Annotated in this window: 25 protein-coding genes; 13 read left to right on the top strand and 12 right to left on the bottom strand. The window is 73.4% G+C overall.

The window, feature by feature from the left end; genetic code table 11:
* Positions 1–72: 72 nt before the first annotated feature.
* From GV155_RS07380 to GV155_RS07335, 10 genes are all read left to right on the top strand, one after another.
* Positions 73–1,056, top strand: a complete 984-nt coding sequence (locus tag GV155_RS07380) for a metal ABC transporter substrate-binding protein (RefSeq protein WP_160006622.1) — start codon at positions 73–75, stop codon at positions 1,054–1,056.
* On the top strand, positions 1,053–1,922 hold the full coding sequence (locus GV155_RS07375) for a metal ABC transporter ATP-binding protein (protein ID WP_236554138.1): 870 nt from the start codon (positions 1,053–1,055) through the stop codon (positions 1,920–1,922). The genes GV155_RS07380 and GV155_RS07375 overlap by 4 nt, the downstream gene beginning before the upstream one ends.
* Positions 1,919–2,926: a metal ABC transporter permease gene (locus GV155_RS07370; protein WP_160006620.1), complete on the top strand. Its 1,008-nt coding sequence runs from the start codon at positions 1,919–1,921 to the stop codon at positions 2,924–2,926. The genes GV155_RS07375 and GV155_RS07370 overlap by 4 nt, the downstream gene beginning before the upstream one ends.
* Positions 2,913–3,341, top strand: coding sequence for a Fur family transcriptional regulator (locus GV155_RS07365; RefSeq protein WP_160006618.1), 429 nt, complete (start codon positions 2,913–2,915; stop codon positions 3,339–3,341). The genes GV155_RS07370 and GV155_RS07365 overlap by 14 nt, the downstream gene beginning before the upstream one ends.
* 60 nt (positions 3,342–3,401) lie before the next feature.
* Positions 3,402–3,917 (top strand): gluconokinase, encoded by a 516-nt coding sequence (locus GV155_RS07360; protein WP_160006616.1) that lies wholly within the window; start codon positions 3,402–3,404, stop codon positions 3,915–3,917.
* A 39-nt stretch (positions 3,918–3,956) separates the two neighbouring features.
* Complete coding sequence (locus GV155_RS07355; RefSeq protein ID WP_160006614.1) at positions 3,957–5,384, top strand: GntP family permease; 1,428 nt, start codon at positions 3,957–3,959, stop codon at positions 5,382–5,384.
* A gap of 74 nt (positions 5,385–5,458) precedes the next feature.
* A complete protein-coding gene (locus tag GV155_RS07350; RefSeq protein WP_160006612.1) occupies positions 5,459–5,866 on the top strand; it encodes a hypothetical protein in 408 nt (135 codons plus the stop codon).
* A gap of 45 nt (positions 5,867–5,911) precedes the next feature.
* Positions 5,912–7,474, top strand: coding sequence for an HNH endonuclease signature motif containing protein (locus GV155_RS07345; RefSeq protein WP_160006610.1), 1,563 nt, complete (start codon positions 5,912–5,914; stop codon positions 7,472–7,474).
* A gap of 80 nt (positions 7,475–7,554) precedes the next feature.
* A complete protein-coding gene (locus GV155_RS07340) occupies positions 7,555–8,535 on the top strand; it encodes a quinone oxidoreductase family protein (RefSeq protein ID WP_160006608.1) in 981 nt (326 codons plus the stop codon).
* A gap of 10 nt (positions 8,536–8,545) precedes the next feature.
* Positions 8,546–8,968, top strand: a complete 423-nt coding sequence (locus GV155_RS07335; RefSeq protein ID WP_160006606.1) for a hypothetical protein — start codon at positions 8,546–8,548, stop codon at positions 8,966–8,968.
* A gap of 36 nt (positions 8,969–9,004) precedes the next feature.
* Here the strand turns inward: GV155_RS07335 and GV155_RS07330 are convergent, their stop codons facing one another.
* The 4 genes from GV155_RS07330 to leuA all read right to left on the bottom strand — a co-directional run bounded on the left by GV155_RS07330 (position 9,005) and on the right by leuA (position 13,310).
* Positions 9,005–9,772 carry an isoprenyl transferase gene (locus GV155_RS07330; RefSeq protein WP_160006604.1) on the bottom strand — a complete coding sequence of 256 codons (768 nt, stop codon included), beginning with the start codon at positions 9,770–9,772 and terminating at the stop codon, positions 9,005–9,007.
* A gap of 19 nt (positions 9,773–9,791) precedes the next feature.
* Positions 9,792–10,517 carry a DNA repair protein RecO gene (gene recO / locus GV155_RS07325; protein ID WP_160006602.1) on the bottom strand — a complete coding sequence of 242 codons (726 nt, stop codon included), beginning with the start codon at positions 10,515–10,517 and terminating at the stop codon, positions 9,792–9,794.
* Between the two features lie 170 nt (positions 10,518–10,687).
* Positions 10,688–11,566, bottom strand: a complete 879-nt coding sequence (locus GV155_RS07320) for an alpha/beta fold hydrolase (RefSeq protein ID WP_236554136.1) — start codon at positions 11,564–11,566, stop codon at positions 10,688–10,690.
* Positions 11,559–13,310 carry a 2-isopropylmalate synthase gene (gene leuA / locus GV155_RS07315; RefSeq protein ID WP_236554134.1) on the bottom strand — a complete coding sequence of 584 codons (1,752 nt, stop codon included), beginning with the start codon at positions 13,308–13,310 and terminating at the stop codon, positions 11,559–11,561. Before leuA ends, GV155_RS07320 begins: the two co-directional genes overlap by 8 nt.
* Before the next feature lie 336 nt (positions 13,311–13,646).
* Between leuA and GV155_RS07310 the strand changes: the two genes are divergently transcribed.
* The 3 genes from GV155_RS07310 to GV155_RS07300 all read left to right on the top strand — a co-directional run bounded on the left by GV155_RS07310 (position 13,647) and on the right by GV155_RS07300 (position 15,884).
* Positions 13,647–14,135 carry a flavodoxin family protein gene (locus tag GV155_RS07310; RefSeq protein ID WP_160006600.1) on the top strand — a complete coding sequence of 163 codons (489 nt, stop codon included), beginning with the start codon at positions 13,647–13,649 and terminating at the stop codon, positions 14,133–14,135.
* Between the two features lie 85 nt (positions 14,136–14,220).
* A complete protein-coding gene (locus GV155_RS07305; protein ID WP_236554132.1) occupies positions 14,221–15,036 on the top strand; it encodes a septum formation family protein in 816 nt (271 codons plus the stop codon).
* On the top strand, positions 15,036–15,884 hold the full coding sequence (locus tag GV155_RS07300) for a septum formation family protein (RefSeq protein WP_160006598.1): 849 nt from the start codon (positions 15,036–15,038) through the stop codon (positions 15,882–15,884). The genes GV155_RS07305 and GV155_RS07300 overlap by 1 nt, the downstream gene beginning before the upstream one ends.
* Positions 15,885–15,906: 22 nt before the next feature.
* On the opposite strand, the gene era is transcribed toward GV155_RS07300, so the two are convergent.
* From era to GV155_RS07260, 8 genes are all read right to left on the bottom strand, one after another.
* Complete coding sequence (era, locus tag GV155_RS07295; RefSeq protein ID WP_201300284.1) at positions 15,907–16,839, bottom strand: GTPase Era; 933 nt, start codon at positions 16,837–16,839, stop codon at positions 15,907–15,909.
* A 34-nt stretch (positions 16,840–16,873) separates the two neighbouring features.
* Positions 16,874–17,683 (bottom strand): siderophore-interacting protein, encoded by an 810-nt coding sequence (locus GV155_RS07290; RefSeq protein WP_160006595.1) that lies wholly within the window; start codon positions 17,681–17,683, stop codon positions 16,874–16,876.
* Between the two features lie 31 nt (positions 17,684–17,714).
* On the bottom strand, positions 17,715–18,983 hold the full coding sequence (locus GV155_RS07285; protein WP_160006593.1) for a class I SAM-dependent methyltransferase: 1,269 nt from the start codon (positions 18,981–18,983) through the stop codon (positions 17,715–17,717).
* Positions 18,980–20,374 (bottom strand): FAD-binding oxidoreductase, encoded by a 1,395-nt coding sequence (locus GV155_RS07280; protein ID WP_236554130.1) that lies wholly within the window; start codon positions 20,372–20,374, stop codon positions 18,980–18,982. Before GV155_RS07280 ends, GV155_RS07285 begins: the two co-directional genes overlap by 4 nt.
* A gap of 92 nt (positions 20,375–20,466) precedes the next feature.
* Complete coding sequence (locus tag GV155_RS07275) at positions 20,467–20,856, bottom strand: cytidine deaminase (RefSeq protein ID WP_236554128.1); 390 nt, start codon at positions 20,854–20,856, stop codon at positions 20,467–20,469.
* The gene (locus tag GV155_RS07270; RefSeq protein WP_201300098.1) at positions 20,849–22,174 is read right to left on the bottom strand and encodes a hemolysin family protein; all 1,326 of its coding nucleotides are present in this window, start codon (positions 22,172–22,174) and stop codon (positions 20,849–20,851) included. The genes GV155_RS07275 and GV155_RS07270 overlap by 8 nt, the downstream gene beginning before the upstream one ends.
* Positions 22,171–22,656 (bottom strand): rRNA maturation RNase YbeY, encoded by a 486-nt coding sequence (gene ybeY, locus GV155_RS07265; protein ID WP_160006591.1) that lies wholly within the window; start codon positions 22,654–22,656, stop codon positions 22,171–22,173. Before ybeY ends, GV155_RS07270 begins: the two co-directional genes overlap by 4 nt.
* A 13-nt stretch (positions 22,657–22,669) precedes the next feature.
* Positions 22,670–23,710, bottom strand: a complete 1,041-nt coding sequence (locus GV155_RS07260; protein WP_160006589.1) for a PhoH family protein — start codon at positions 23,708–23,710, stop codon at positions 22,670–22,672.
* Positions 23,711–23,719: the final 9 nt, after the last annotated feature.

Raw genomic sequence — 23,719 nt, 5'->3', positions numbered from 1 at the left:
AGCCACCCTAGGCCCGACTCGACGAGCGAGGAGTTTTGACAATCGTTCTCACTGCGGGTGAGAATCGTTGTCATGAAGCCCGGTCGTCTCCGCACCCTGCCCGTCCTCGCCACCGTCGCCCTGGCCAGCCTGGGCCTCAGCTCCTGCGCCGCGTTCTCCGACGGCACCGCCGGGGGCGCGGACGACGGCGGCACGCCGCAGGTCGTCGCCGCGTTCTACCCGCTCGAGTACGTCGCCTCCCGCGTCGCCGGCGACCGGGCCGACGTGTCCTCGCTCACCGCGCCCGGCCAGGAGCCGCACGACCTCGAGCTGTCGGTCGCCGACAACGCGACCGTCGCGGGCGCCGACCTGGTCGTGCTGGAGGGCGGGCTGCAGGCCGCCGTCGACGAGGCCGTCGAGCAGAACGCCCCCGGCGAGGTCCTGGACGTGACCGACGTGGTGGAGCTGACCACCCTGGACGAGGAGCACGACCACGCCGAGGAGGAGGGCCACGAGGGCGAGACCGACGAGGAGCACGCCGAGCACGCCGATCTCGGTGACCTGGACCCGCACTTCTGGCTGGACCCGACGCTGATGGCCGACGCCGGTGACGCCGTGGCCGAGTCGATGGCCGAGGTCGACCCCGACGGGGCCGAGGAGTACGCCGCCGGCGCGGCCGCGCTGCGCACCGACCTCGAGGCTCTCGACGCCGACCTGGAGGCCGGCCTGGCCTCCTGCGAGCGGGACACGATCGTGGTCAGCCACGACGCGTTCGGCTACCTCGACCGCTACGGCCTCGACATCGAGGCGGTGGCCGGCCTCTCCCCCGACGCCGAGCCCACCCCGGCCGACCTGGGTCGGCTCCAGGAGCTGATCGCCACCGACGGCATCACCACCGTCTTCTCCGAGCGGCTGGCCAGCCCTGCGCTCACCGAGTCCCTGGCTCGGGACGCGGGCGTGGAGACCGCGGTGCTCGACCCGATCGAGGGCCTGACCGGGGAGACCGCCGACGAGGACTACCTTTCCCTGATGCGGTCCAACCTCGAGGCGCTGCGCGCCGCCAACGGCTGCTCGTGACGCAGCCCCCCGACCCCCTGCCCGCCGACCCGCTGCTGCCGGTCCGGCTGCAGGACGGTGCCGTCTCCATCGAGGGACGCCCAGTGCTCCGCCACGTCGACCTCACGGTCGGCGCCGGCGACTTCGTGGCGCTGATGGGCGCCAACGGGTCGGGCAAGTCCACGCTGGTCCGGGCCCTGACCGGGCTGCGACCGCTCACCGCGGGGCGCCTGGAGCTGTTCGGGACGCCGCTGGACGAGTTCAGGTCGTGGGAGCGGGTCGGCTACGTCCCCCAGCGCACCGGCGCCGGGTCCGGGGTCCCGGCCTCGGTGTGGGAGGTCGTGGCCTCGGGCCGGCTGACCCGCCGGCGCCTGCTGCGACCGCTCGGCCGGGCGGACCGCGCCGCGATCGCCGACGCGCTGGAGGTGGTCGGCCTCGCCGACCGCGCCAAGGACGGCGTCTCGTCGCTGTCCGGCGGCCAGCAGCAGCGGGTGCTGATCGCCCGGGCGCTGGCCGGGCAGCCCGAGCTGTTCTTCCTCGACGAGCCGACCGCCGGCGTCGACCTGCCGAACCAGCACGCCCTGGCCGAGAGCCTGCGGCAGCTGCGCGAGCGCGGCGCGACGATCGTCCTGGTCGCCCACGAGCTCGGCCCGCTGGCGCCGCTGGTCGACCGGGCCGTGGTGATGCGCGACGGCCGGGTCGCCTACGACGGTCCCCCGCTGGCCGACCACGAGGTGCACCACCCCGACTTCGGCGAGGCGCACTCCCACCACCACACCGCGCACGAGCACCGTTCGCGCCACGACCACGTGCCGTCGGTGAGCGCTCCCCTGACCGCCCACGACCGCCACGACCACCGCCATGACGACCGCGGGGGTCGGCGATGACCCCGGCCGACCTCTTCGCGCTGCCGTTCATGCAGCGGGCGCTGATCGCGGCCGTGTTCGTCGGGATCGCCGCGCCGGCGATCGGGACGTACCTCGTGCAGCGCCGGCTGGCGCTGATGGGCGACGGGATCGGCCACGTGGCCGTCACCGGCGTCGCGATCGGGCTGGTCACCAGCACCTCCCCCACCTGGACCGCCGTCGTGGTGGCGGTGCTCGGCGCGACCCTGATCGAGCTGATCCGCGAGCGCGGGCACACCAACGGCGATGTGGCGCTCGCGCTGTTCTTCTACGGGGGACTCGCCGGCGGGGTGCTGATCACGGGCCTGGGCGGGGAGAACGCCAGCACCCTGCAGAGCTTCCTCTTCGGCTCGATCCTGACCATCACGATCCCCGACGTGCTCGTCACGATGGTGCTGGCCACGGTCGTGGCCGTGCTCTGCCTCGGTCTGGCACCGCAGCTGTTCGCGGTCTCCCACGACCAGGAGTTCGCCCGGGTGGCCGGGCTGAACGTCCGGGCCTACAACCTGCTCGTCGCGGTGCTGGCCGCGCTCAGCGTGACGGTCGCGATGCGGACCGTCGGGCTGCTGCTGGTCTCGGCACTGCTGGTCGTGCCCGTGGCCACCGCGCAGCAGGTGACCCGGTCGTTCCGCACGACGCTGGTGGCCGCGATGGGCCTGGGCGTCCTGGCCTCGCTCGGGGGCCTGGTCATCGCGGCGCTCGCGTCGTTCCGCGCGAACGTCGCGCCCGGCGCCACGATCGTGCTGCTGTCGCTGGCCGTGTTCGTCCTCACCTGGCCGCTGGGGGTCTGGCTGCGGCGACGGCAACGGGCCCGGGTGCCGTTCGACGACGAGGTGCCCGCCGACCACGCGCACGCCCACGACGAGGACGACCACGCGCACGGCGAGGACTGCGGTCACCCGGCGGTGCCGCACGGCGACCACCTCGACTACGTTCACGACGGCCACCGGCACGCTCCCCACGGAGGGCACTATGACGAGCACTGAGCGCGAGACGGCCACGGAGATGCGTCCGACCCGCCAGCGCACGGCCGTCGCCCGGGCCCTCGACTCGTTCACCGACTTCCGCTCGGCGCAGGAGATCCACGCGCTGCTCGGCCAGCGTGGCGAGAAGGTCGGATTGGCCACGGTCTACCGCACGCTGCAGCGGATGGCGGAGTCCGGCGACGTCGACGCGTTGCGCACCGAGGACGGCGAGGCGCTGTGGCGGCGGTGCTCGGCCACCCACCACCACCACCTCGTCTGCCGCTCCTGCGGCGCCGCGGTCGAGGTCGAGGGGCCTGCGGTGGAGCGGTGGACCCGGACCATCGCCGAGGAGCACGGCTTCGCCGAGGTCAGCCATACGCTGGAGATCTTCGGGTCCTGCCGCGACTGCACCTCCGCGTCCGCCGCCGGCTCCTGACCCGGACCGGCACGAGGGCAGGGCCGGAGGTCCCGGTCGACACGGGTAGCGTGCGGCGACATGTCGTCGCTGCAGGTCGTGGTCATGGGTGTCTCGGCGACCGGGAAGTCCACCGTGGGTCGCCGCCTGGCCGACGAGCTCGGCTGGACCTTCGTCGAGGGCGACGACCTCCACCCCCGCAGCAACGTCGCGAAGATGGAGTCCGGTGACGCGCTCACCGACGCCGACCGCGCCCCGTGGCTCGACGAGATCAACCGCGTGGCCCGGGAGCACTCGGCCGACGGCCGCAGCAGCGTCATCACCTGCTCGGCGCTGAAGCGGTCCTACCGCGACCGGTTGACCGACGGCGTCGACGCGATGTTCTTCGTGCACCTGCATGCCGACTACGCCGTCCTCGAGCCGCGGATGGAGCAGCGCGAGAAGCACTTCATGCCGACCGGGCTGCTGCGCTCGCAGTTCGACACCCTCGAGCTGCTCGGCGACGACGAGGACGGCACCGTGGTCGACGTGGCCCCCGGCGCCGCCGAGGTCGTCGGCGACGCGCTCGACGCTGTCCGCGCCCGCCTGGGCGCCTGACCTCTCACCCACACACCCCCGACCGCACCAGGAGCTCCGATGGACGCCCTCGCCCCCGCCTACGGCACCGGAGTGCTGCTGCTGATCGCGGCCGCCGCGGTCGCGCTGCTGCTCGTGCTGATCATCGTGGTGCGCCTCCACGCGTTCCTCGCGCTCGTCCTGGTCAGCCTGCTCACGGCGATCGCCGCCGGCATCCCGCTGGCCGACGTGCCCGAAGCCCTGGTCAGCGGGTTCAGCACCACCCTGGGGACGGTGGCACTTCTGGTCGGCTTCGGCGTCATGCTCGGGCGGCTGCTGGAGGCCACCGGCGGCGCCCAGGTGCTGGCGGACACCCTCATCTCCCGGTTCGGCGAGAAGCGGGCGCCGTTCGCGCTCGGGGTCGCTGCCCTGGTCTTCGGCTTCCCGATCTTCTTCGACGCCGGCCTGGTCGTCTTCCTGCCGATCATCCTCACCGTCGCCCGCCGGTTCGGCGGCTCGCTGCTCTACTACGCGCTGCCGGCCGCGGGCGCCTTCGCCGCCATGCACGCGCTGGTCCCGCCGCACCCGGGTCCCGTCGCCGCCGGCACCCTGCTCGGCGGCGACATCGGCGTGCTGCTGCTCGTGGGTCTCCCGGTCGCGCTCGTCTCCTGGTACGTCGGGGTCTACCTGTTCTCGCGCTGGATCGGCGCCCGGGTCGACGTGGCGATGCCGGACCTGCTGCTCGGGGAGCAGCGCGACGCCCACGGCGACGCCCCCGGTGACCGTGCGGGCACGACGGCGACCGACACCCGTACGGTCGCGCCGCCGGCGTTCGGCCTGGTGCTGACCCTGCTCCTGCTGCCGATGGTCCTGATCGGCGCGAACACCGTCGCGACCACCCTGATCGAGGCCGACGTCGTCGGGTCGAGCGCGGTCACCGACGCCCTGGTCCTGATCGGCCAGACCCCGGTGGCGCTGCTGATCACCGTGCTGGCGGCCATCGTCACCATCGGGCGCCGTGGCCGCACGCTGGACGAGACCCAGGGCCTGCTCGACGACGCGCTCGGACCGATCTGCTCGATCATCCTGATCACCGGCGCGGGCGGGATGTTCGGCGGCGTGCTGCGCACCAGCGGCATCGGCGAGGCGCTGACGACCTCGCTCGGCGACCTGGGCGTCCCGCTGCTCCTCCAGGCCTTCCTGATCGCCACCGCCCTGCGCGTGGCCCAGGGCTCGGCCACCGTGGCCCTGACCACCGCCGCCGGACTGGTGGCCTCGCAGGCCGCCGACCTCGGCGACCTGCAGGTCGCCCTCGTCGTGGTGGCCATCGCCGCCGGGGCGACCGTGCTCTCGCACGTCAACGACTCCGGCTTCTGGCTGGTGAGCCGGTTCTTCGGGATGGACGAGAAGACCACCTTCAAGACCTGGACGGTCATGGAGACGACGCTGGGCCTCAGCGCGTTCGCGCTGGCCGCGGCCCTGTGGCCGCTGGCGGGGGCGGTCTCCTAGCGCGACCGAACGGCACTCCGGTCTGAGCAGTCCTGCTCACGACACCGGACCCTCCCCCGGTCCACGATCGGGTCATGGGACCTGACAGGGCGCGGACCGGCACGAGTGGCACGACGTGGCGACGGACGACGGCGGCGTACGCCCTGGTGGTGCTCGCCCCGGCGGTCGCCTGGCTGGCGTTCGTCTCGTGGGCGGACGGCAAGCCGAGCGACCATGCCCACGTGGCCTGGTTCGCCGGTGTCGCGGCGGCCTGCGTGGTCGCGGGGGCCGTGGCGCGGCCGCGCACGGGTCACGTGGTGGGCCTGTGCACCGTCGCGGTGGTCTCGACCGTGCTGACCCTGTTCGCCTGGTGGTCGGCGGAGGACGAGACCGGCCTGTTCATGGTCGGGATCGTCATGGCCACGCCGTGCGTGGCCGTGACGGCGCCGGCGCTGCTGCTCGCGGGAAGGCTCGTGACGACCGGGCAGCGGACTGACAGCTAGCAATCTCACTTGCCTTTCGAACACCTGTTCTAGTATAGTAGTTCCATGAAGCCATTCGCGACGCCGGATCAGCGGACCGCAGCCGCGGTCACCGCCCGGGAGGAGCGCGTCACCGGCGGGGTGACGACCCCGGCCGACCTGCTTGCCCTGGTGCGGGAGGCGCACGCCGCCGAGGAGCGTGCCGGCGTCGACCTGCTGGTGCTGGCCGTGGCCTGGGCCGACGCACACCCCGCCGACGTGGACGGGCCCATGTCGCGCTGGTGGGTCCCCGTCAGGGCCGGAGCACGCTCCGCCGCCGATGACGGTGGCCTCGACCTCGAGGGGCTCGAGGCAGCAGCGGCGGGAGGCGTGGACCTGGACGAGGTCAACGGCGGGGAGGGGGTCGACCCCGAGTGGTTCGGGATCCCACCGGTGCGCTGGGACGCCCCCGCCGCCTTCGCCGCTGCGCACCGGATGACCACGACCTCCGGCAAGGCGCTGATCCGGGACGCCCTGGTGCTCGAGCACCGGCTCCCCCGCACCTGGGCCCGGGTCCTGCAGGGCGGGGTGCCGGCCTGGCGGGCCCGGAGCGTCGCCCAGGTCGTCCTCGGCGCCCCGCCCGACGTCGTGGCCTACGTCGACGACCGGGCCCACCGGGTCGTCGCCACCGTGGGTCACCGCCGGCTCGACGCGCTGCTGGACGAGGCGATGCTCGAGCTGCACCCCGAGGAGCGCGAGATGGACCAGCTCGACGCCCTCGACGCGCGCCACGCCACGCTCCACCGGTCCGGGATCAACCACACGGGGATCGTCGAGATGACGCTGCGCGGCGACTGGGCCGACCTCGACGACTTCGATGCCGTGCTCTCCGTGGTCGCGGCGGCGCTGCAGGCCGCCGACGCCGCCAGCGGCTCGCCCGACGCGCACGACTCCCTCGACGTGCGCCGGGCCCGGGCCGTGGGGGTCCTGGCCGACCCGGCCCGCGCACTGGCCCTCCTGCAGCCCGATTCAGTCGCGACCGCGGCACCCGGGGGCACCGTGCCGCTCCCGGCGCCCAGGCGCGAGATCGTCGGCTACCTCCACCTGACACCGGAGCACCTCGCCGGCCTGGAGATGTTCGTGCGGGACGGCACCACGCTGCGGCAGGTCATCGAGTCGCAGGTCCGCGCCTGGTGCGGCCGCACCGACACCTACCTCCGCGTCACACCGGTCGTCGACCTGAACGACGACCCCGCCGACCACGCCACCTCGGCCTACGCCCCCGGCGAGGGCCTGCGCGAGCGCGTCCTGCTCCGCCACCCCACCTGCGTCTTCCCCTGGTGCGAGCGCCCCTCCCGCGCGCTCCAGCTCGACCACGTCGTGGCCTACGAGCACCCCGACCCTCCGCCGGAGGACCGGGACAGCGACCCGGACCCACCATCAGGAACCGACCCGGACGACCAGCCCCAGACCAGCGAGACCAACCTCGCTCCCCTGTGCGGCCACCACCACCAGCTCAAGACCCGCGCCGGCTGGTCCTACAGCGCGATCGACCCCACCGGGCCGCGACCTGTCTTCCTCTGGCGCTCACCCCACGGCGAGCGGTTCCTCCGCACGCCCGACGGCACGACCCACCTCGCCGAGGACTGACCGACCGCTGACCGACCACGTCCCGGTGCACACCGTGCGGCACAGTGGCCCCGTCAGGACGGCGAACCACAGGAGGCACCATGCGCGCGGTACAGGTCACGGAGTTCGGCGGGCCCGAGGTCCTCGCCCTGGTGGACCTGGAGGACCCCCGGCCCGGACCGGGCGAGGTGGTCGTCGAGGTGGCCGCCGCCGGGGTCAACTACATCGACCTCTACCAGCGCGAGGGCGTCTACCAGGCCCCGACGCCGTTCACCGCCGGGTCCGAGGGCGCCGGTCGGGTCGTCGAGCTCGGAGACGGCGTCACGGAGGTCGCGGTCGGTGACCGGGTTGCCTGGCTGATGGTGCCGGGCGCCGGCTACGCCGAGCGCGTGGTCGTCCCCGCGGAGCGGTGCGTCCCCGTCCCGGGGGACCTGTCAGACGCCGACGCCGCCGCGGTGATGCTGCAGGGCGTCACCGTCGACTACCTGACCCGGTCGACCTACGCCGTCTCCCCCGGTGACGACGTCCTCGTCCACGCCGCCGCCGGCGGCACCGGCCTCCTGCTGACCCGGGCAGCCACCCGGCTCGGAGCCCGCGTGATCGGCACCGCCTCGACGGCCGAGAAGTGCCGCGCGGCCGAGGCCGCCGGGGCCGTGGCCACGATCGAGTACGGCGACGGTGTCGACGTGGCCGCGGAGGTCCGCCGGCTGATCGACGGCCGCGGGGTGCACGTCGCGTACGACGGGGTCGGCGCGAGCACCCGCGACGCGAGCCTCGACAGCCTGCGGCGCCGCGGGACGTACGTGCTGTTCGGCCAGGCCAGCGGTGCTCCCGACCCGGTCAGCGGACCGGACCTCAACAAGCGCGGCTCGCTCTACTTCACCCGTCCGACCGTCGTCGACCACGTCGTCGACCGGGCCGAGCTGCTCGAGCGCTGCGAGCGCGTCTTCGCCGCGGTCCGCGACGGCTCGATGGTGGTCACCGTCGCCGCCACCTTCCCGCTCGCGGAGGCCGCCGCCGCGCAGCAGCTGCTGCAGAGCCGCGGGTCCTCCGGCAAGATCCTGGTGGACCCCCGCCACTAGGGTCACCCGCATGCGCACCCCCCGACGCCCCGCCTATCGCCTCGCCGCCCTCGCCGTCACCGCTGCGTCCGCCGGGATGCTGCTGCCCCTCGCGGTCGTCGCACCGGCCGCCGCGGCGTCCTGGACCACCCTGGCCGACGTCGACGGAGCGCGCCCCCAGGCGTGCAAGGTCCCGGCCGAGGAGGGCCGCGCGGTCAAGGTCCGGGTGCGACTCGTGAACCAGTCGCCCCAGACGGCCGACGCCACGTTCACCGTGCGGCGCGGCGGGTCGCTCGTCGACCGCACACGGTTCTCCACCGAGGCCGGCCAGACGACGGCCGTCCGGGTGCTGCGAGTGCCCGACCCCCGGACCCACGTCTTCGGCTACGGCCTCAGCACGCCCGACGGCGGGCTGGGCGACACCGACGCGTTGAGCTACATCGGCCGCTGCTGACCGGAACGCCGACCGCCCCCGCCACTGGGCGGACGGCTACCGCGCTCCACCGTACCGCCGGTCACGCCGGGCGTAGAGGTCGATCGCCTTCCACAGCTCGCGCCGGTCGACGTCGGGCCAGAGCACGTCGGTGAAGACGAGCTCGGCGTACGCCGACTGCCACAGCATGAAGTTGCTCAGCCGTTGCTCGCCCGACGTGCGCCAGACCAGGTCGGCGTCGGACTGCTCGGGGACGTACATGTGGCGCGCGAAGGTCTTCTCGTCGACCTTCTCGGGGTTCAGCCGGCCGGCGGCGACCTCGCGGGCGATCGCGCGGGCGGTGTCGGCGATCTCGGAACGTCCGCCGTAGTTCACGCACATGGTCAGGGTCAGCACGTCGTTGTCGCGCGTCAGCTCCTCGGCGACCTGGAGCTCCTTGATGACCGACCGCCACAGCCGCGGCGCACGTCCGGCCCAGCGTACGCGGACGCCCAGCTCGTGCATCTCGTCGCGGCGGCGTCGGATGACGTCGCGGTTGAAGCCCATCAGGAAGCGGACCTCCTCGGGCGAGCGGGACCAGTTCTCGGTGGAGAACGCGTAGGCCGAGATCGCCTTGACTCCCATCTCGATGGCGCCCTCGACCACGTCGAACAGCGCCGCCTCGCCCTGCTCGTGGCCGCGGGTGCGGGGCAGGCCGCGCTCCTTGGCCCAGCGTCCGTTGCCGTCCATCACCACCGCGACGTGGCGTGGCACCAGCTCGGGCGGGACCGGCGGCGGGGTCGCGCCAGAGGGGTGGGGGGTCGGACGACGGACGGCACGCTTCACGGCGCGCAGCCTACGGGCGTCACCGCTCGAGGTGCTCCAGCGAGCGCAGCTGCCGCTCGAGGTGCCAGGCCACGAACGCCGACACCAGGCCGGCGGCCTGCTTGGCGTGCCGCGGGTCGGCGGCCTCGACGGTCGGCCAGTCGCCCACGAGCAGCGCGGCCAGCAGCGTCATCGTCTCCGGCGCCGGGCTGGCCGAGCCCGGGATCCGGCAGGTCGTGCACAGCGCCCCGCCCATCGAGGGGTTCAGCCACCGGTGCGGCCCGACGAGACCGCAGTGCGCGCAGTGGTCGAAGGCGGGCGCGTAGCCGGCGGTGGCCAGCGCCCTCAGCTGGTAGGAGTCCAGGACCTGCCCGGGCGCGCGACCCCCGGCCAGGGCGTGCAGCGCCCCGACCAGCAACCGGAACTGCTGCACCGCGGGCTCGCGCTCCTCCGAGGCCAGCCGCTCGGCGGTCTCCAGCATCACGGTGCCGGCGGTGTAGCGCTCGTAGTCGAGCCCGATCTCGGCGTACCAGCCCGCCCTGGTCTCGGCCTGGGTGATCGTGTCGAGGTTGCGACCCTCGTAGAGCTGGAGGTCGACGTAGGTGAACGGCTCGAGCCGCGACCCGAACCGCGACGACGTGCGGCGCACGCCCTTGGCCACCGCCCGCACCCGGCCGTGGGAGCGCGTCAGGAGCGTGATGATGCGGTCGGCCTCGCCCAGCTTCTGGGTGCGCAGGACGACGGCCTCGTCACGGTAGGTCGGCACCCCCCGATCATCCCCCAGCCCCGGTCGCCGGAGCGTGAGGCCGGGCGGGTCTCGTGACGCTCGCTTGCGCTCGCTCCTCGACCACCGGGTCGTGGTCTCGTGACGCTCGCTTGCGCTCGCTCCTCGACCACCGGGGACCGTGCGCTCGCTCCTCGACCACCGGGGAGGCGTCAGGCAGTCCGCGGGTCGTCCGCTGGGACCGGCGCCGACCAGCACTCGCGTACGAAGTCGAGCGCGAGACCGTCGAGCCGGGCCGGCGACACGCGCCACTCGAGGATGCTGCGCGCCCGGACGAAGCGCGCGTCCGGCATCTCCCCGGCGAGCATGTGCGCGTCGGCCGCCGGGTGGATCGGGTCGGCCGGGTGCCCGACCACCATCGCCGGGGTCGCGATCGCACGCCGCATCCGCCGGGCCGGCGCGATCCGGCCGAAGAACAGCCCGTGCACGACGGCAGCCATCGGCCCCGGCCGCTGGTCGAGGGTGTCCAGCCCGATCCCGACCCAGAACGGCACCAGCCCGCGCGGGACGGGGCGGGTCAGCAGCCGGAGGGCGCTGATGCTCACCGGCAGGAACCGCGCCGCGAAGAGCAGCGGGCCGAAGGCCAGGATCCCGGCCTCCAGCGCGTTGTCGAGGACCGGCATCTCCAGCAGCAGCCCGCGGACCCGGTCGGGGGCCATCACGGCGACCTCGAGCGAGACGTTGGCGCCCAGCGACGTGCCGCCGACGACCGCCTGCTCGGCGCCGAGGTGGTCGAGCAGCGCCACCACCTGCTCGGCGAAGGCCGTCATGGAGTACATCAGCGGATCGGCCGGCCGGTCCGAGCGGCCGTGCCCGAGCAGGTCGAGGGTCACCACGTGCATCCCGCCGGCGGCCAGCGCCCGGGCCAGGTGCTGGTGCATCCGGCGCGGCATCAGCTGGCCGTGCAGCAGGACCACCCAGCGGTCGCCCCCGCCGTACTCGGTGAACTCCAGGCGGTCCCGGCTGCCCTCACCCTCGTGGAAGAGCTGCCCGATCCGCTCGGAGACGAGGACCCGCTCGGCGTCAGGCACCAGCAGCACCGGCACGCTTCGAGCGGTTCACCGCGCTCAGCACGGCCCGCAGCGACGCCGTCACGATGTTGGCGTCCAGCCCGACGCCCCACACCACCTCGTCGCCGACGGTGCACTCGACGTACGCCGCGGCGATCGCGTCGCCGCCGGCCGACAGGGCGTGCTCGTGGTAGTCCAGCACCCGCACGTCGAGGTCGTGCTCGAGGCTGTTCAGGGCCGTCACGAAGGCCGCGATCGGGCCGTTGCCGGTGCCCTCGAGGCGGCGCAGCTCGCCGTCGACCTCGACGCCCACCGTGAGCGCGTCGCGCTCGCCGGCCGCCGACGAGGTGTGCACCGAGTCCAGGCGCAGCGGGCTGGTCCGGTCGAGGTACTCGGCCCGGAAGGCCGCCCAGATCTCGCCGGGGGTGACCTCGCCGCCCTCGGCGTCGGTGCGGGCCTGGATGGTCCGGCTGAACTCGATCTGCGCGCGGCGGGGCAGCTCCAGCTTGTGCTCGGTCTTGAGGATGTAGGCCACGCCCCCCTTGCCGGACTGGCTGTTGACGCGGATCACGGCCTCGTAGGACCGGCCGACGTCCTTGGGGTCGATCGGCAGGTACGGCACCGCCCACGGGTGCTCGTCCACGCCGTGACCGGCCGCGGCGGCGTCGCGCTCCAGGGCCTCGAAGCCCTTCTTGATGGCGTCCTGGTGGCTGCCGGAGAAGGCGGTGTAGACGAGGTCCCCGCCGTACGGGTGGCGCTCGGCGACCGGCAGCTGGTTGCAGTACTCGACGGTGCGGCGGACCTCGTCGATGTCGGAGAAGTCGATCTGCGGGTCGACGCCCTGGGTGAACAGGTTCAGCCCCAGCGTCACCAGGCACACGTTGCCGGTCCGCTCGCCGTTGCCGAACAGGCATCCCTCGATCCGGTCCGCGCCGGCCAGGTAGCCGAGCTCGGCGGCGGCCACGGCCGTACCGCGGTCGTTGTGGGGGTGCAGCGAGAGCACGACGTGCTCACGGTGGGCCAGGTTGCGGTCCATCCACTCGATGGAGTCGGCGTAGAGGTTGGGCGTGGTCATCTCGACCGTGGCCGGCAGGTTGATGATCACCGGCTTCGCGGCGGTCGGCTCGAAGACCTCCAGCACGTCGTTGCAGACGCGGACGGCGAACTCGAGCTCGGTGCCGGTGTAGGACTCCGGGGAGTACTCGTAGAAGACGGTGGTCTCCGGGATGCTCTCCTCGTACTTCTTGCACAGCCGCGCGCCCTGGACGGCGATGTCGCGGATGCCGTCCTGGTCCAGGCCGAAGACGACCCGGCGCTGCAGGGTCGAGGTGGAGTTGTAGAGGTGCACGATCGCCTGCTTCGCGCCGCGCAGCGACTCGAAGGTGCGCTCGATCAGCTCCTCGCGGGCCTGCGTCAGCACCTGGATCACGACGTCGTCGGGGATCGCGCCCTCGTCGATCAGCTGACGCACGAAGTCGAAGTCGGTCTGGCTGGCGCTGGGGAACCCGACCTCGATCTCCTTGTAGCCCATGCCCACGAGCAGGTCGAACATCGCGCGCTTGCGCGTCGGCGACATCGGATCGATCAGGGCCTGGTTGCCGTCGCGCAGGTCGACCGCGCACCACCGGGGTGCCTGCGTGATCGACTTCGTCGGCCAGGTGCGGTCGTCGAGGACGACCGGCACGAAGGGCTCGTAGCGCTGGTGCGGCATCCCGCTGGGCTGCTGCGGGTTGGTGTCGAAGCTGACGACCGAACGGGTGCTCATCTGCTGGTTCATCGGGGTCCTCGCGAGGTGTGGCGGGTGGTGGTCACCGGGCACAGCACGAACCTCCGCAGCGAGGGGGTCCGGTTTCAGACCTCGCTGCGGCGGCCAAGGAGGAGCAGCGCGCACGACATGGCCAGGACTCTAACCGACCGCGGCGCGAGTCGGCAGGCGTGTCCGGCCTGCGGGCGACGGAAGAACGTACAGTTCCCGGATCCTGCTCGGGGCGCTCCGCGTCGTCGCAGGTCAGGGGCTTGTGCTCGGAGGCAGGACGGCCGCGACGGGCCTTGTGTACGTTCTTCCGTCGGCGTGCGGCCGACCGGCGCTACGGTCGGTCGGGTGACGAGGCTGCTGGTGGTGCACCACTCCCCCACCCGCGGGACGGCCGCGCTGGCCGAGGCCGCGCTGGCGGGGACCCGGGACGAGGCGATCGAGGGCGTCGAGGTGCTCGAGCGGTCGGCGTTGGAGGCCACGGCGGACGACGTGCTCGGCTCGGACGGCGTCCTGCTCGGGACGCCGGCCAACTTCGGCTACATGAGCGGCGCGCTGAAGCACTTCTTCGACACCGTCTTCCTCGAGGTCGGCGGCGCGCTCTCCGACGACGGCTCGGCGGCCGGCGCGCCGGCCGCGGGACGCAGGCCGTGGGGCCTGTGGGTGCACGGCCGGTACGACACCGTCGGCGCCGTCCGGGCCGTGGAGGGGATCGTCGCAGCGCTCCCGTGGACCCGTGCCGCGCCAGTCCTCGAGGTGCTCGGCGACGTGGGCGAACCGGACCGGAGCGCCGCGTACGAGCTCGGGGCCACCCTGGCCGCCCTCCTCTCCGACTGAGCCCTGGTCGCCGACCGGGCACCGCGCATCGCCTACCCTGAGTCCCTGTCCGTGGAGGTCGATCCGAGTCGTGTGGGGGTCCGTTGTGCTGAGGTCTGCCGCCCTGCGCGTGCTCGCCGGGGTGGCCGCCCCGGCGGTGCTGGTGCTGTCGGGGTGCGGGGCCAGCGAGCCCCAGGGCGTGAACACCGACCCCGACCAGGTCGACGCGGTCGAGACGCCCGAGCTCGGGGCCTGTCGGGTGCTGACCCCCGAGGACGTGGTCGCCGCGAGCAACGCCACCGAGACGGTGCGCTGCGGCCAGGAGCACACCGCGGAGACCTACGCGATCGGCGAGATGCCGGACGCGCTGGACACGGCGGCCTACGACGCCCCCGAGGTCAGCGACTACGCCTACCGGACCTGCGCCACGAAGTTCGAGGCGTTCCTGGGCGCCGACGAGTCCCTGGCCATGCGCACCATCGTGAGCTGGGCCTGGTTCCGCCCCAGCGAGGAGGCGTGGGCCGAGGGCGCGCGCTGGTACCGCTGCGACGTGGTCGGCGGCGGCGCCGAGAGCACGTCGTACGTCCCCCTGCCCGGGTCCGCCAAGGGCCTCCTGCTCGGCCGTCCCGACGACCGGTGGATGGTCTGCGCCGACGGCGAGGTGGTGGCCGGCTCCCCCAAGGTGCCCTGCACCGAGCCGCACCAGTGGCGCGCGGTGACGACCATCAAGGTCGGTGAGGACGAGGAGGCCTACCCCGGGGACCGGGTCGTCGAGGTCACCACCCGCGACTTCTGCTCCGACTCCGTGGGCGCCTGGCTGAACTACCCGGTCGACTTCGAGTACGCCTACACCTACTTCCACGAGGCGGAGTGGGACGCCGGCAACCGCCGCTCGGTGTGCTGGGCCAGGACGCCCGACTGATGCGGCGCCCCCGGCTCGTCACCGTCCCGGCCGCGGCCGCGCTGCTGCTGGCGACCGCCTGCTCGGGCGGGTCGGGCCCCTCGCCGGACCCCGCGCCCGCGGAGTCGTCGACGTCGGCCCCGTCGCCCTCGGCCACGCCTCCGCCGCGCGCCGACGAGGTCCCCTCCCCGGAGGAGGGCGCCTGCTACGACCTCAGCTACGCCGACGCGCTCGCGCCGACGATCAGCACCCGGGCCGGCGCCTGCGACCGGGAGCACACCGCCCAGACCTTCGCCACCGGCCGGCTCGACACCGTCGTCGACGGCCACCTGCTCGCCGTCGACTCCGCCCTCGTGCGCGCGCAGCCCGAGCAGGAGTGCCAGGGCCGCCTCGGCGACTTCCTCGGCGGGACCGAGGAGGCGCGCCGCCTCAGCATGCTGCGCACCGTGTGGTTCACCCCCACCGTGGCCCAGAGCGACCGGGGCGCGGAGTGGTTCCGCTGCGACGTGATCGCCGTGGGCGCCGACGAGGAGCTGGCCGACCTCGGGCCCGGTCTCGAGGGCACGCTCGCCACGGACGAGGGGTCCGACCGGTACGGCATGTGCGGCACCGCGGCCCCGGACGACGACGCCTTCGAGCGGGTCGTCTGCGCCCGCGAGCACAGCTGGCGCGCGATCTCGGTGGTGGAGCTGCCCGACGGGGACTACCCCGGCGAGTCCGCCGCCCGCGAGGCCGGCCAGGTGCCCTGCGAGGACGCCGGCCAGGCCGTGGCCGCCGACCCCGCCGAGTTCGAGTGGGGCTACGAGTGGCCGGACGCCGAGCAGTGGGCGGCTGGCCAGACGTACGGGCGCTGCTGGGCGCCCGACTGACCCGACCGCCCGGCCAGGAGCCCTAGAAGCCGAGCCGGCGCAGCTGGCGCGGGTCGCGCTGCCAGTCCTTGGCCACCTTGACCCGCAGGTCGAGGTGCACCGGGGTGCCGAGCAGCGCCTCGATCTGCTGGCGGGCGTTGGTGCCGACCTCCTGGAGGCGGGCGCCCTTGCGGCCGATCACGATGCCCTTCTGGGAGTCGCGCTCGACGAAGAGGTTCGCGTGCACGTCGAGCAACGGACGGTCGGCGGGGCGGCCCTCGCGCGGCACCATCTCCTCGACGACCACGGCGATCGAGTGGGGCAGCTCGTCACGCACCCCGTCGAGCGCGGCCTCGCGGACCAGCTCGCCGACCAGGGTCTCGTCCGGGGTGTCGGTCAGCTCGCCGCCCGGGTAGAGGGGCGGGCCCTCCGGCATCTGCGCCACCAGGAGGTCCTCGAGCAGCTTCACCTGGTCGCCGGCGACGGCCGAGACGGGCACGATCTCGGCCCAGTCGGTGTCGGTCTCGCGACCCAGGCGCTCGATGTCCATCAGGTGCTGCCCGATCTGCTCGGGCGTGGCCAGGTCGGTCTTGGTGGCCACGGCGACCTTGACGGTGCGCCGGACCTTGGCGAGCTCGGTGACGATGAACCGGTCGCCCGGGCCGATCTTCTCGTCGGCGGGGAAGCAGACCGCGACGACGTCGACCTCGGCCCAGGTGGTGCGCACGAGGTCGTTCAGCCGCTCGCCGAGCAGCGTCCGGGGGCGGTGCAGGCCGGGGGTGTCGACCAGCACCAGCTGGGCGTCGTCGCGGTGCACGATGCCGCGCACCACGCTGCGGGTGGTCTGCGGCTTGTCGGAGGTGATCGCCACCTTGGTGCCGACCAGCGCGTTCGTGAGCGTCGACTTGCCGGCGTTGGGCCGGCCGACGAAGGACGCGAAGCCGCTGCGGTGGCCCTCGGCCCACTCGTGCGACATCAGGGTCGCCGGGGGCGGGGAGGGAGGGGGAAGGTCAGCCATCGTTCGCCTCGTCCTGCTGCTGTCGCTGCTGCGCCGCGTCGTAGTCGGCCCAGATCTGCTCGTCAGTCTTGCCTGCCGCCTTGCCGGCGCGCCAGATGGGTCCCGGGTCGACGCTGCGCGGCTGCCGGCGCGCGTTCGCCCGCCAGTAGCCCATCACGTCGTACTCGTGGCTGGCCAGGCGCTTCTCGCGCATCACCTGCTTGCGGATCGCCCTCATCTGCGAGGACTCCCCCGCCATCCAGAAGTACCCCGGGCCGTCGGGCCAGACGAGCTCCTCGACGACCGCGGCCAGGCCGCTGGTGCCGTCACCGGGGCTCGGCACCCAGGTCACGTCCGCACCGGCCGTCGGCAGGTACTCGCCCAGCAGGCGCGGGTCGTCGGGGACCTCGGCCCACACCCGCACCGGCAGGTCGGTGGTCTCGCACACGCGCGCCATCGCCGGCAGCGCGGTGAGGTCCCCGACCAGCACCACCCACCCGGAGCCGGGCGGAGGGTCGTACGAGCCCCGCGGGTCGGAGACCACGACCTCCTCGCCGGTGCAGTCACGGGCGACCCACTCGGTCACCAGGCCCTCGTCGTGGACGACCACGTCGAGCACCAGCTCGGCGCCGTCCCACGCGCGCACCGTGTAGTAGCGCCCCTGGAACTGCCCGGGGACCACCAGCGAGACCCACTCGTCGGGCACCCCGGTCGAGGTGAACCCGGCCAGTCCGGCGCCGCCGAGGCGCAGCCGGACCAGGTGCGGCGTGACCTGCTCGCGCGCGACGACGGTCGCGGTGTGCAGGCCGGCCCGGGTGCTCATCGGGCCATCATCGCGGGTGCCGGGCCGCTCCTCACCAGGTGGGGCGCAGGGGCAGGCCGTCGACGCCGTCGTCGGTCGTGCGCACGCCGAGCACCTGGTGCAGCTGGATCTCGTTGCGCTCGAAGGCGATCCGCGAGCTGGCCATGTAGAGCCCCCACACCCGGGCCGTGCCGAGGCCCACCTCGGCCACCGCCTCGTCCCAGTGCTCGACGAGGTTGCCGCACCAGTCGCGCAACGTCATCGCGTAGTGGTGGCGCAGGTTCTCCTCGTGCGCGACCTCGAGCCCGACGTCCTGCATCGCGCCCACGATCGTCCCGGACCCGGTCAGCTCCCCGTCGGGGAAGACGTAGCGGTCGATGAACGCGCCGGTCTCCTCCGGACGGTTGTGCGGACGGGTGATGCAGTGGTTCAGCAGGCGGCCACCGGGGCGCAGGCGGTCGCGCAGGAACGAGAAGTACGCCGGGTACTGCCGGACCCCGATGTGCTCGGTCAGCCCGATCGAGCTGACGGCGTCGAAGTCGCCCTCGAGCACGTCGCGGTAGTCGCTGTGGCGCACCTCGGCGAGGTCGCCGAGGCCCTCGCGGTCGATCGCCTCCTTGGCCCAGTGGGCCTGCTCGCGCGACAGCGTCACGCCGAGCGCCTTCACCCCGTAGTGGCGGGCGGCGTGGCGGACCATCCCGCCCCACCCGCAGCCCACGTCGAGCAGCCGCATGCCCGGCTCGAGGCCGAGCTTGCGGCACACGAGGTCGTACTTCTCGGCCTGCGCCTGCTCCAGGGTCGCGTCCAGCTCGGGGTAGACCGCGCAGGTGTAGGTCATCGAGCTGCCCAGCACCATCTCGTAGAACGCGTTCGACACGTCGTAGTGGTGCGCGATCGCGTCGGCGTCGCGGGCCACGGAGTGCCGCATGCCCTCCATCACCCGGCGCCAGCGCGGGAGGTGCTCCTGCGGCGGCGGCGGGGGCGGCTTGAGGTTCGACAGCCCGAGCCCCCGGACCAGCTCGACGATCTCCTTGGCCGAGGGACGCCGGAACTTCGTGTGGTTCAGGATGAGGGTCATCGCGTCGTACGGGTCGCCGGGGTGGGCGCCCTCGAGCTCGAGGTCGCCGGCCACGTAGGCCCGGGCCAGGCCGAGGTCGCCCGGTGCCGTCATCAGGTACGCCAGCCCGCGCCGGTTGCGCAGGCGCAGCGTGACCGAGGCGTCGGCCGGGCCGGCCGTGCTGCCGTCGTAGGCCTCGAAGCGCACGGGCAGCCCGTCTCGCATCAGCCCGGCGACCGCGTCGCCGATCGGGATCGTGCTCATCTGTTGCGCACCGCCTTGTCGAAGAGGGAGGTCAGCCGACCGTCGGGGTCGGTGACCGTGCTGACGGCCGCCAGGGTGGCGCCGTCGTAGAGGGAGTCGAAGGTCGCCCGGTCGTAGTAGGCCTCGGAGTAGAGGGACTTGTGGCCGCCGAGCTCGTGCACCCGGGCCTCGATCGCCCGGTTGGTCGGACCGTCGGGGGCGTCGGGGCCGACGTGCACGGTGCCCCAGAAGCCGACGTTGACGTAGGTCTCGCCGGGCGCGAGCGGGTAGGTGGGCCAGTCGCGGCGCGCCACCAGCGGGCACAGCCACACCGGCCGCATGCCGACGTGCTCGTCGAACCAGGACAGGAACTCCCCCAGCCGGTCCAGCGGCACCTCGACGTCCTGGACCACCCGCTCGCGCTGCGGGCGCCCGGCCCTCCGGTCGAGGCGGTCGGCGATGCCGAAGCGCTGGTCCAGGCCGAGCAGCCGGTGGTAGGCGTCCGAGCGGCGCCAGCGCCGCGGCCACAGCCGGCGGAGGACCGGGTGCTGCGCCCCGAAGGCGCCCGAGCACCAGAACCAGTCGGTGTCCCAGCGCCAGAGGTAGTCCTCGACCGTCAGCAGGTCGGTGGTGCGCTCCTGGATCGAGCGGTAGAACACCTGCTGGCCCGCGTAGTCCGAGAGCGGCTCGCCGTCGACCGGCTTGCGGTCGGTCCACCGGGCCAGGGTCAGGTAGAGCTCGTCGGGGGCGAAGACGACGCCGTCGAGCCCGTCCACGCGCTCCCCGTCGTGCTCCCCGGTCGCGACGACGGTCGCGACGGCCGCGGACAGCGCGGCCGCGTCGTGGAAGCGGACGTGGCGCAGGGCGGCGTACGCCGGCACCTCCTCGAGGTCGATCTCGAGCCGGGTGGCGTAGCCGAGCGACCCGTAGGAGTTCGGGAAGGCGTCGAAGAGGGGGTCGCCGGGCCGGGTGGTGACGACCTGGCCGTCCCCGGTGAGCACGTCCATCTCCCGCACCGACTCGTGCGGCAGCCCGTGGCGGAAGCTGGTGGACTCGATGCCGAGCCCGGTGACGGCGCCGCCGAGGGTGATCGTGCGGAGCTGAGGCACCACCAGAGGGACCAGGCCGTGCACCAGCGTCGCCGCGACCAGGTCCTCGTAGGTGCACATGCCCTGGACCTGCGCGGTCCGCGTGGCGGGGTCGACGCCGATCACCCCGGTCAGGCCGGAGACGTCCAGCCCGGGCGCCGTCGTCGTGCTGCGGGCCCGGAAGAGGTTCGAGGTCGTCTTGGCGAGCCGGACCGGCTCGCCGGCCGGGATCGCGTCGTACGACGCGCGCAGCCGCGCCACGCCACGCCGGTGGGCGTCCCAGCCGGGCAGGACCTGCGGATCGCGGATACCGACGTCTGTCACGTCAGGTGAAATTACTCCTGCGCGGCCCCGACGGGAACCCGGGGTGGTTGCAGAACTCAACCAGTGTGGCGGGCGCCACCCCGGCCCGCCCCTCAGCTGGTGGCGGTGCCGCCCAGCGTGCCCCGTGCGTCACCCGCGTGGACGGGCACGCCGGTCCCGCCGAAGTCCCGGACGACGGCGAGGTCGGCCACCGCGACGCCGCCGGCCGCGCCGAGCACGACCGCGGCCTCGAGGCCCGCGGAGCCGGAGGCGACGGCCATCGCGACGCAGACCCCGAGGGCCGAGACCTGCAGGGACGGCAGGTCGACCGTCGCCGCGGCGTAGGTCCGCCCGTCGGAGTCGCGCACGGCAGCACCCTCCGCGGCACCCGTACGGGCCCTGGTGGCGCGCGCGAGCGTGACCAGCTTGGCGTCCTCGGCGGACAGCGGGTCCGGCGCGGGCGCCAGGTCGGTGAGGTCGGTCGAGGGGTCCTGGTCAGTCACGGGTGCTCGCCATCGTCTCGTCGGTGCCGGCCGGCTCGGTCGTGCTCGCGGGGGCGAGGAGCCGGATGCGTACGGTGCTGACCTTGTTGCGGCGGCCGGTGGCGTCCTCGGCGTCGAAGCGCAGGCCGTGCGCCTCGACGTGGGAGCCGGGGATCGGCACGCGGCCGAGGTGCTTGGCCATCAGGCCGCCGACGCTGTCGACGTCCTCCTCCTCGACGTCGAAGCCGAAGACCTCCTCGAGGTCGTCGACCGGCCAGCGCGAGGACACCCGGACCTCCCGGCCCTCCTCGAGCACCTCGAGGTCGAGCTGCTCCTCGTCGTACTCGTCGGTGATCTCGCCGACGATCTCCTCCAGCACGTCCTCGATGGTGATCAGCCCGGCGGTGCCGCCGTACTCGTCGACCACGATCGCGACGTGGGTGCGGTCGGCCTGCATCTCGCGCAGCAGGTCGTCGACGGGCTTGGACTCCGGCACCCAGTGCACCGGCCGCATCAGGGCCTCGATCCGCTCGGTGAACTCGGCGTCGGGCGCCTCGAAGTCGCGGCGGACGATGTCCTTGAGGTAGGCGAAGCCGACCACCTCGTCGAGGTTCTCCCCGACCACGGGCACCCGGGAGTAGCCGCTGCGCAGGAACAGCGACAGGGTCTGGCGCAGGTTCTTGTGGCGCTCGACGTAGACCACGTCGTTGCGCGGGACCATCACCTCGCGGGCGGTGGTGTCGCCGAGCTCGAAGACGGAGTGGATCATCCGTCGCTCCTCGGACTCGATCAGCGAGGACGCCTCGGCCATGTCGACCATCTCGCGCAGCTCGGTCTCGGAGGCGAACGGGCCCTCGCGGAACCCCTTGCCCGGGGTGATCGCGTTGCCGACCAGGATCAGCAGGCGCGGCAGCGGGCCCAGCACGCGGGTCGCCGCGGCCAGCGGGGCCGCGCACCACACGGCGACGCTCTCGGAGTGCTGCCGACCCAGGGTGCGCGGGGCGGCGCCGATCACGACGAACGAGACCACCAGCATCAGCAGCGTGGCCACCACGACGGTCAGGCCCCAGCTGCGGTCCAGCGCCTGGCTCAGCTCGAGGGTCACCAGCACGATCGCGGTGATCTCGGCAGCCAGACGCAGCAGCAGCGCGGTGTTGAGGTAGCGGGGCGGGTCGTCGAGCAGGGCGAGCAGCCGCTTGGCGCCCGTACGGCCCTCGGCCACCAGCTCCTGGGCGCGGGCGCGGGAGAACTGCGCCAGCGCGGCGTCGACGGCGCTCAGCACGCCGGCCGCCACCACCAGGACGGCCGCCGCCACGAACGGCAGGACGTCGGCGGTCACGCGCCGTCCTGGGCGGGCTGGTCCGGCTCCGTGGGGCGGGCGCGCCAGGCGGCGAGGATCTCGTCCTGCAGCCCGAACATCTCGCGGTGCTCGTCGGGCTCGGCGTGGTCGTAGCCGAGCAGGTGCAGGATCCCGTGGGTGGTGAGCAGCTCGATCTCGGCCAGCGTGCCGTGGCCGGCCTCCTCGCCCTGCGCCGCCGCGATCTCCGGGCACAGCACGAGGTCGCCCAGGACGCCCTCCTCGGGGTCCTCGTCGACCATGCCGGGGCGCAGCTCGTCCATCGGGAAGGCCAGCACGTCGGTCGGTCCGACCTTCTCCATCCACCGCTCGTTCAGCTCGGCGATGGTGTCGCGGTCGACCGCCTTCAGGCACAGCTCGGCCTGCGGGTGCACCCGCATCCGGTCCATCACGAACCGGCACAGCCGGGCCAGGTGCGCGGCGTCGATGCCGTGGCCGGACTCGTCGAGGATCTCGATGCTCATCGTCCCCACCCGCTCAGGACCGGTCGCCGACGGCGGCGGGCTGGGCGGGCTGGCCCTGCTCGCGCTGGAGCCTGGACTCGCGGTCGGCGTCGTGCTGGTCGTAGGCCGCGACGATCTTGCCGACCAGCCGGTGCCGCACCACGTCGGCGCTGCCGAGCCGGTTGAAGGACAGGTCGTCGACGCCGTCGAGGATGTCCTCGACCACGCGCAGGCCGGACTTCGTGCCCTTGGGCAGGTCGACCTGGGTGACGTCGCCGGTGACCACGATCTTGGAGCCGAACCCGAGCCGGGTCAGGAACATCTTCATCTGCTCCGGCGAGGTGTTCTGGGCCTCGTCGAGGATGATGAAGGCGTCGTTCAGGGTCCGGCCCCTCATGTACGCCAGCGGCGCCACCTCGATCGTCCCGGCCGCCAGCAGCTTGGGGATCGTCTCGGGGTCGATCATGTCGTGCAGCGCGTCGTAGAGCGGGCGCAGGTACGGGTCGATCTTCTCGCTCAGCGTGCCGGGCAGGTAACCCAGCCGCTCCCCCGCCTCGACCGCCGGGCGGGTCAGGATGATCCGGGTGACCGCCTTGGCCTGCAGCGCCTGGACGGCCTTGGCCATCGCCAGGTACGTCTTGCCGGTGCCGGCCGGGCCGATGCCGAACGTGATCGTGTGCTCGTCGATCGCGTCGACGTAGCGCTTCTGGTTGACCGTCTTGGGCCGGATCGAGCGCCCGCGGTTGGACAGGATGTTCTGGGAGAGCACGTCGGCCGGGCTCTCGGGCGTCGCGGCCCGCAGCATCGTCATCACCCGCTCGACGATCTCGGCGGTGACGCCCTGACCGGTGCGGATGATCGTGACCAGCTCGTCCAGCAGCCGCTCGGCCATGGCGATCTCGGCCGGCTCGCCGGTCAGGCTGATCCGGTTGCCACGGACGTGGACCTCGGCGTCGAAGCTGCGCTCGATCATCGCGAGGTGCTCGTCGCCGGGGCCGAGGAGGGTGACCATGTCGATGCTGCTGGGGACCACCACGGTGTGCTTGGTGGGCTGGACGGGCACGCTGTCTGTCATGGAGGCCCG

This window comes from Nocardioides sp. AX2bis, assembly GCF_902506435.1.
Classification (GTDB): Bacteria; Actinomycetota; Actinomycetes; order Propionibacteriales; family Nocardioidaceae; genus Nocardioides.
The sequence above is the reverse complement of the archived record's forward strand: the minus strand, read 5'-3'. Positions and strand labels throughout refer to the sequence as shown.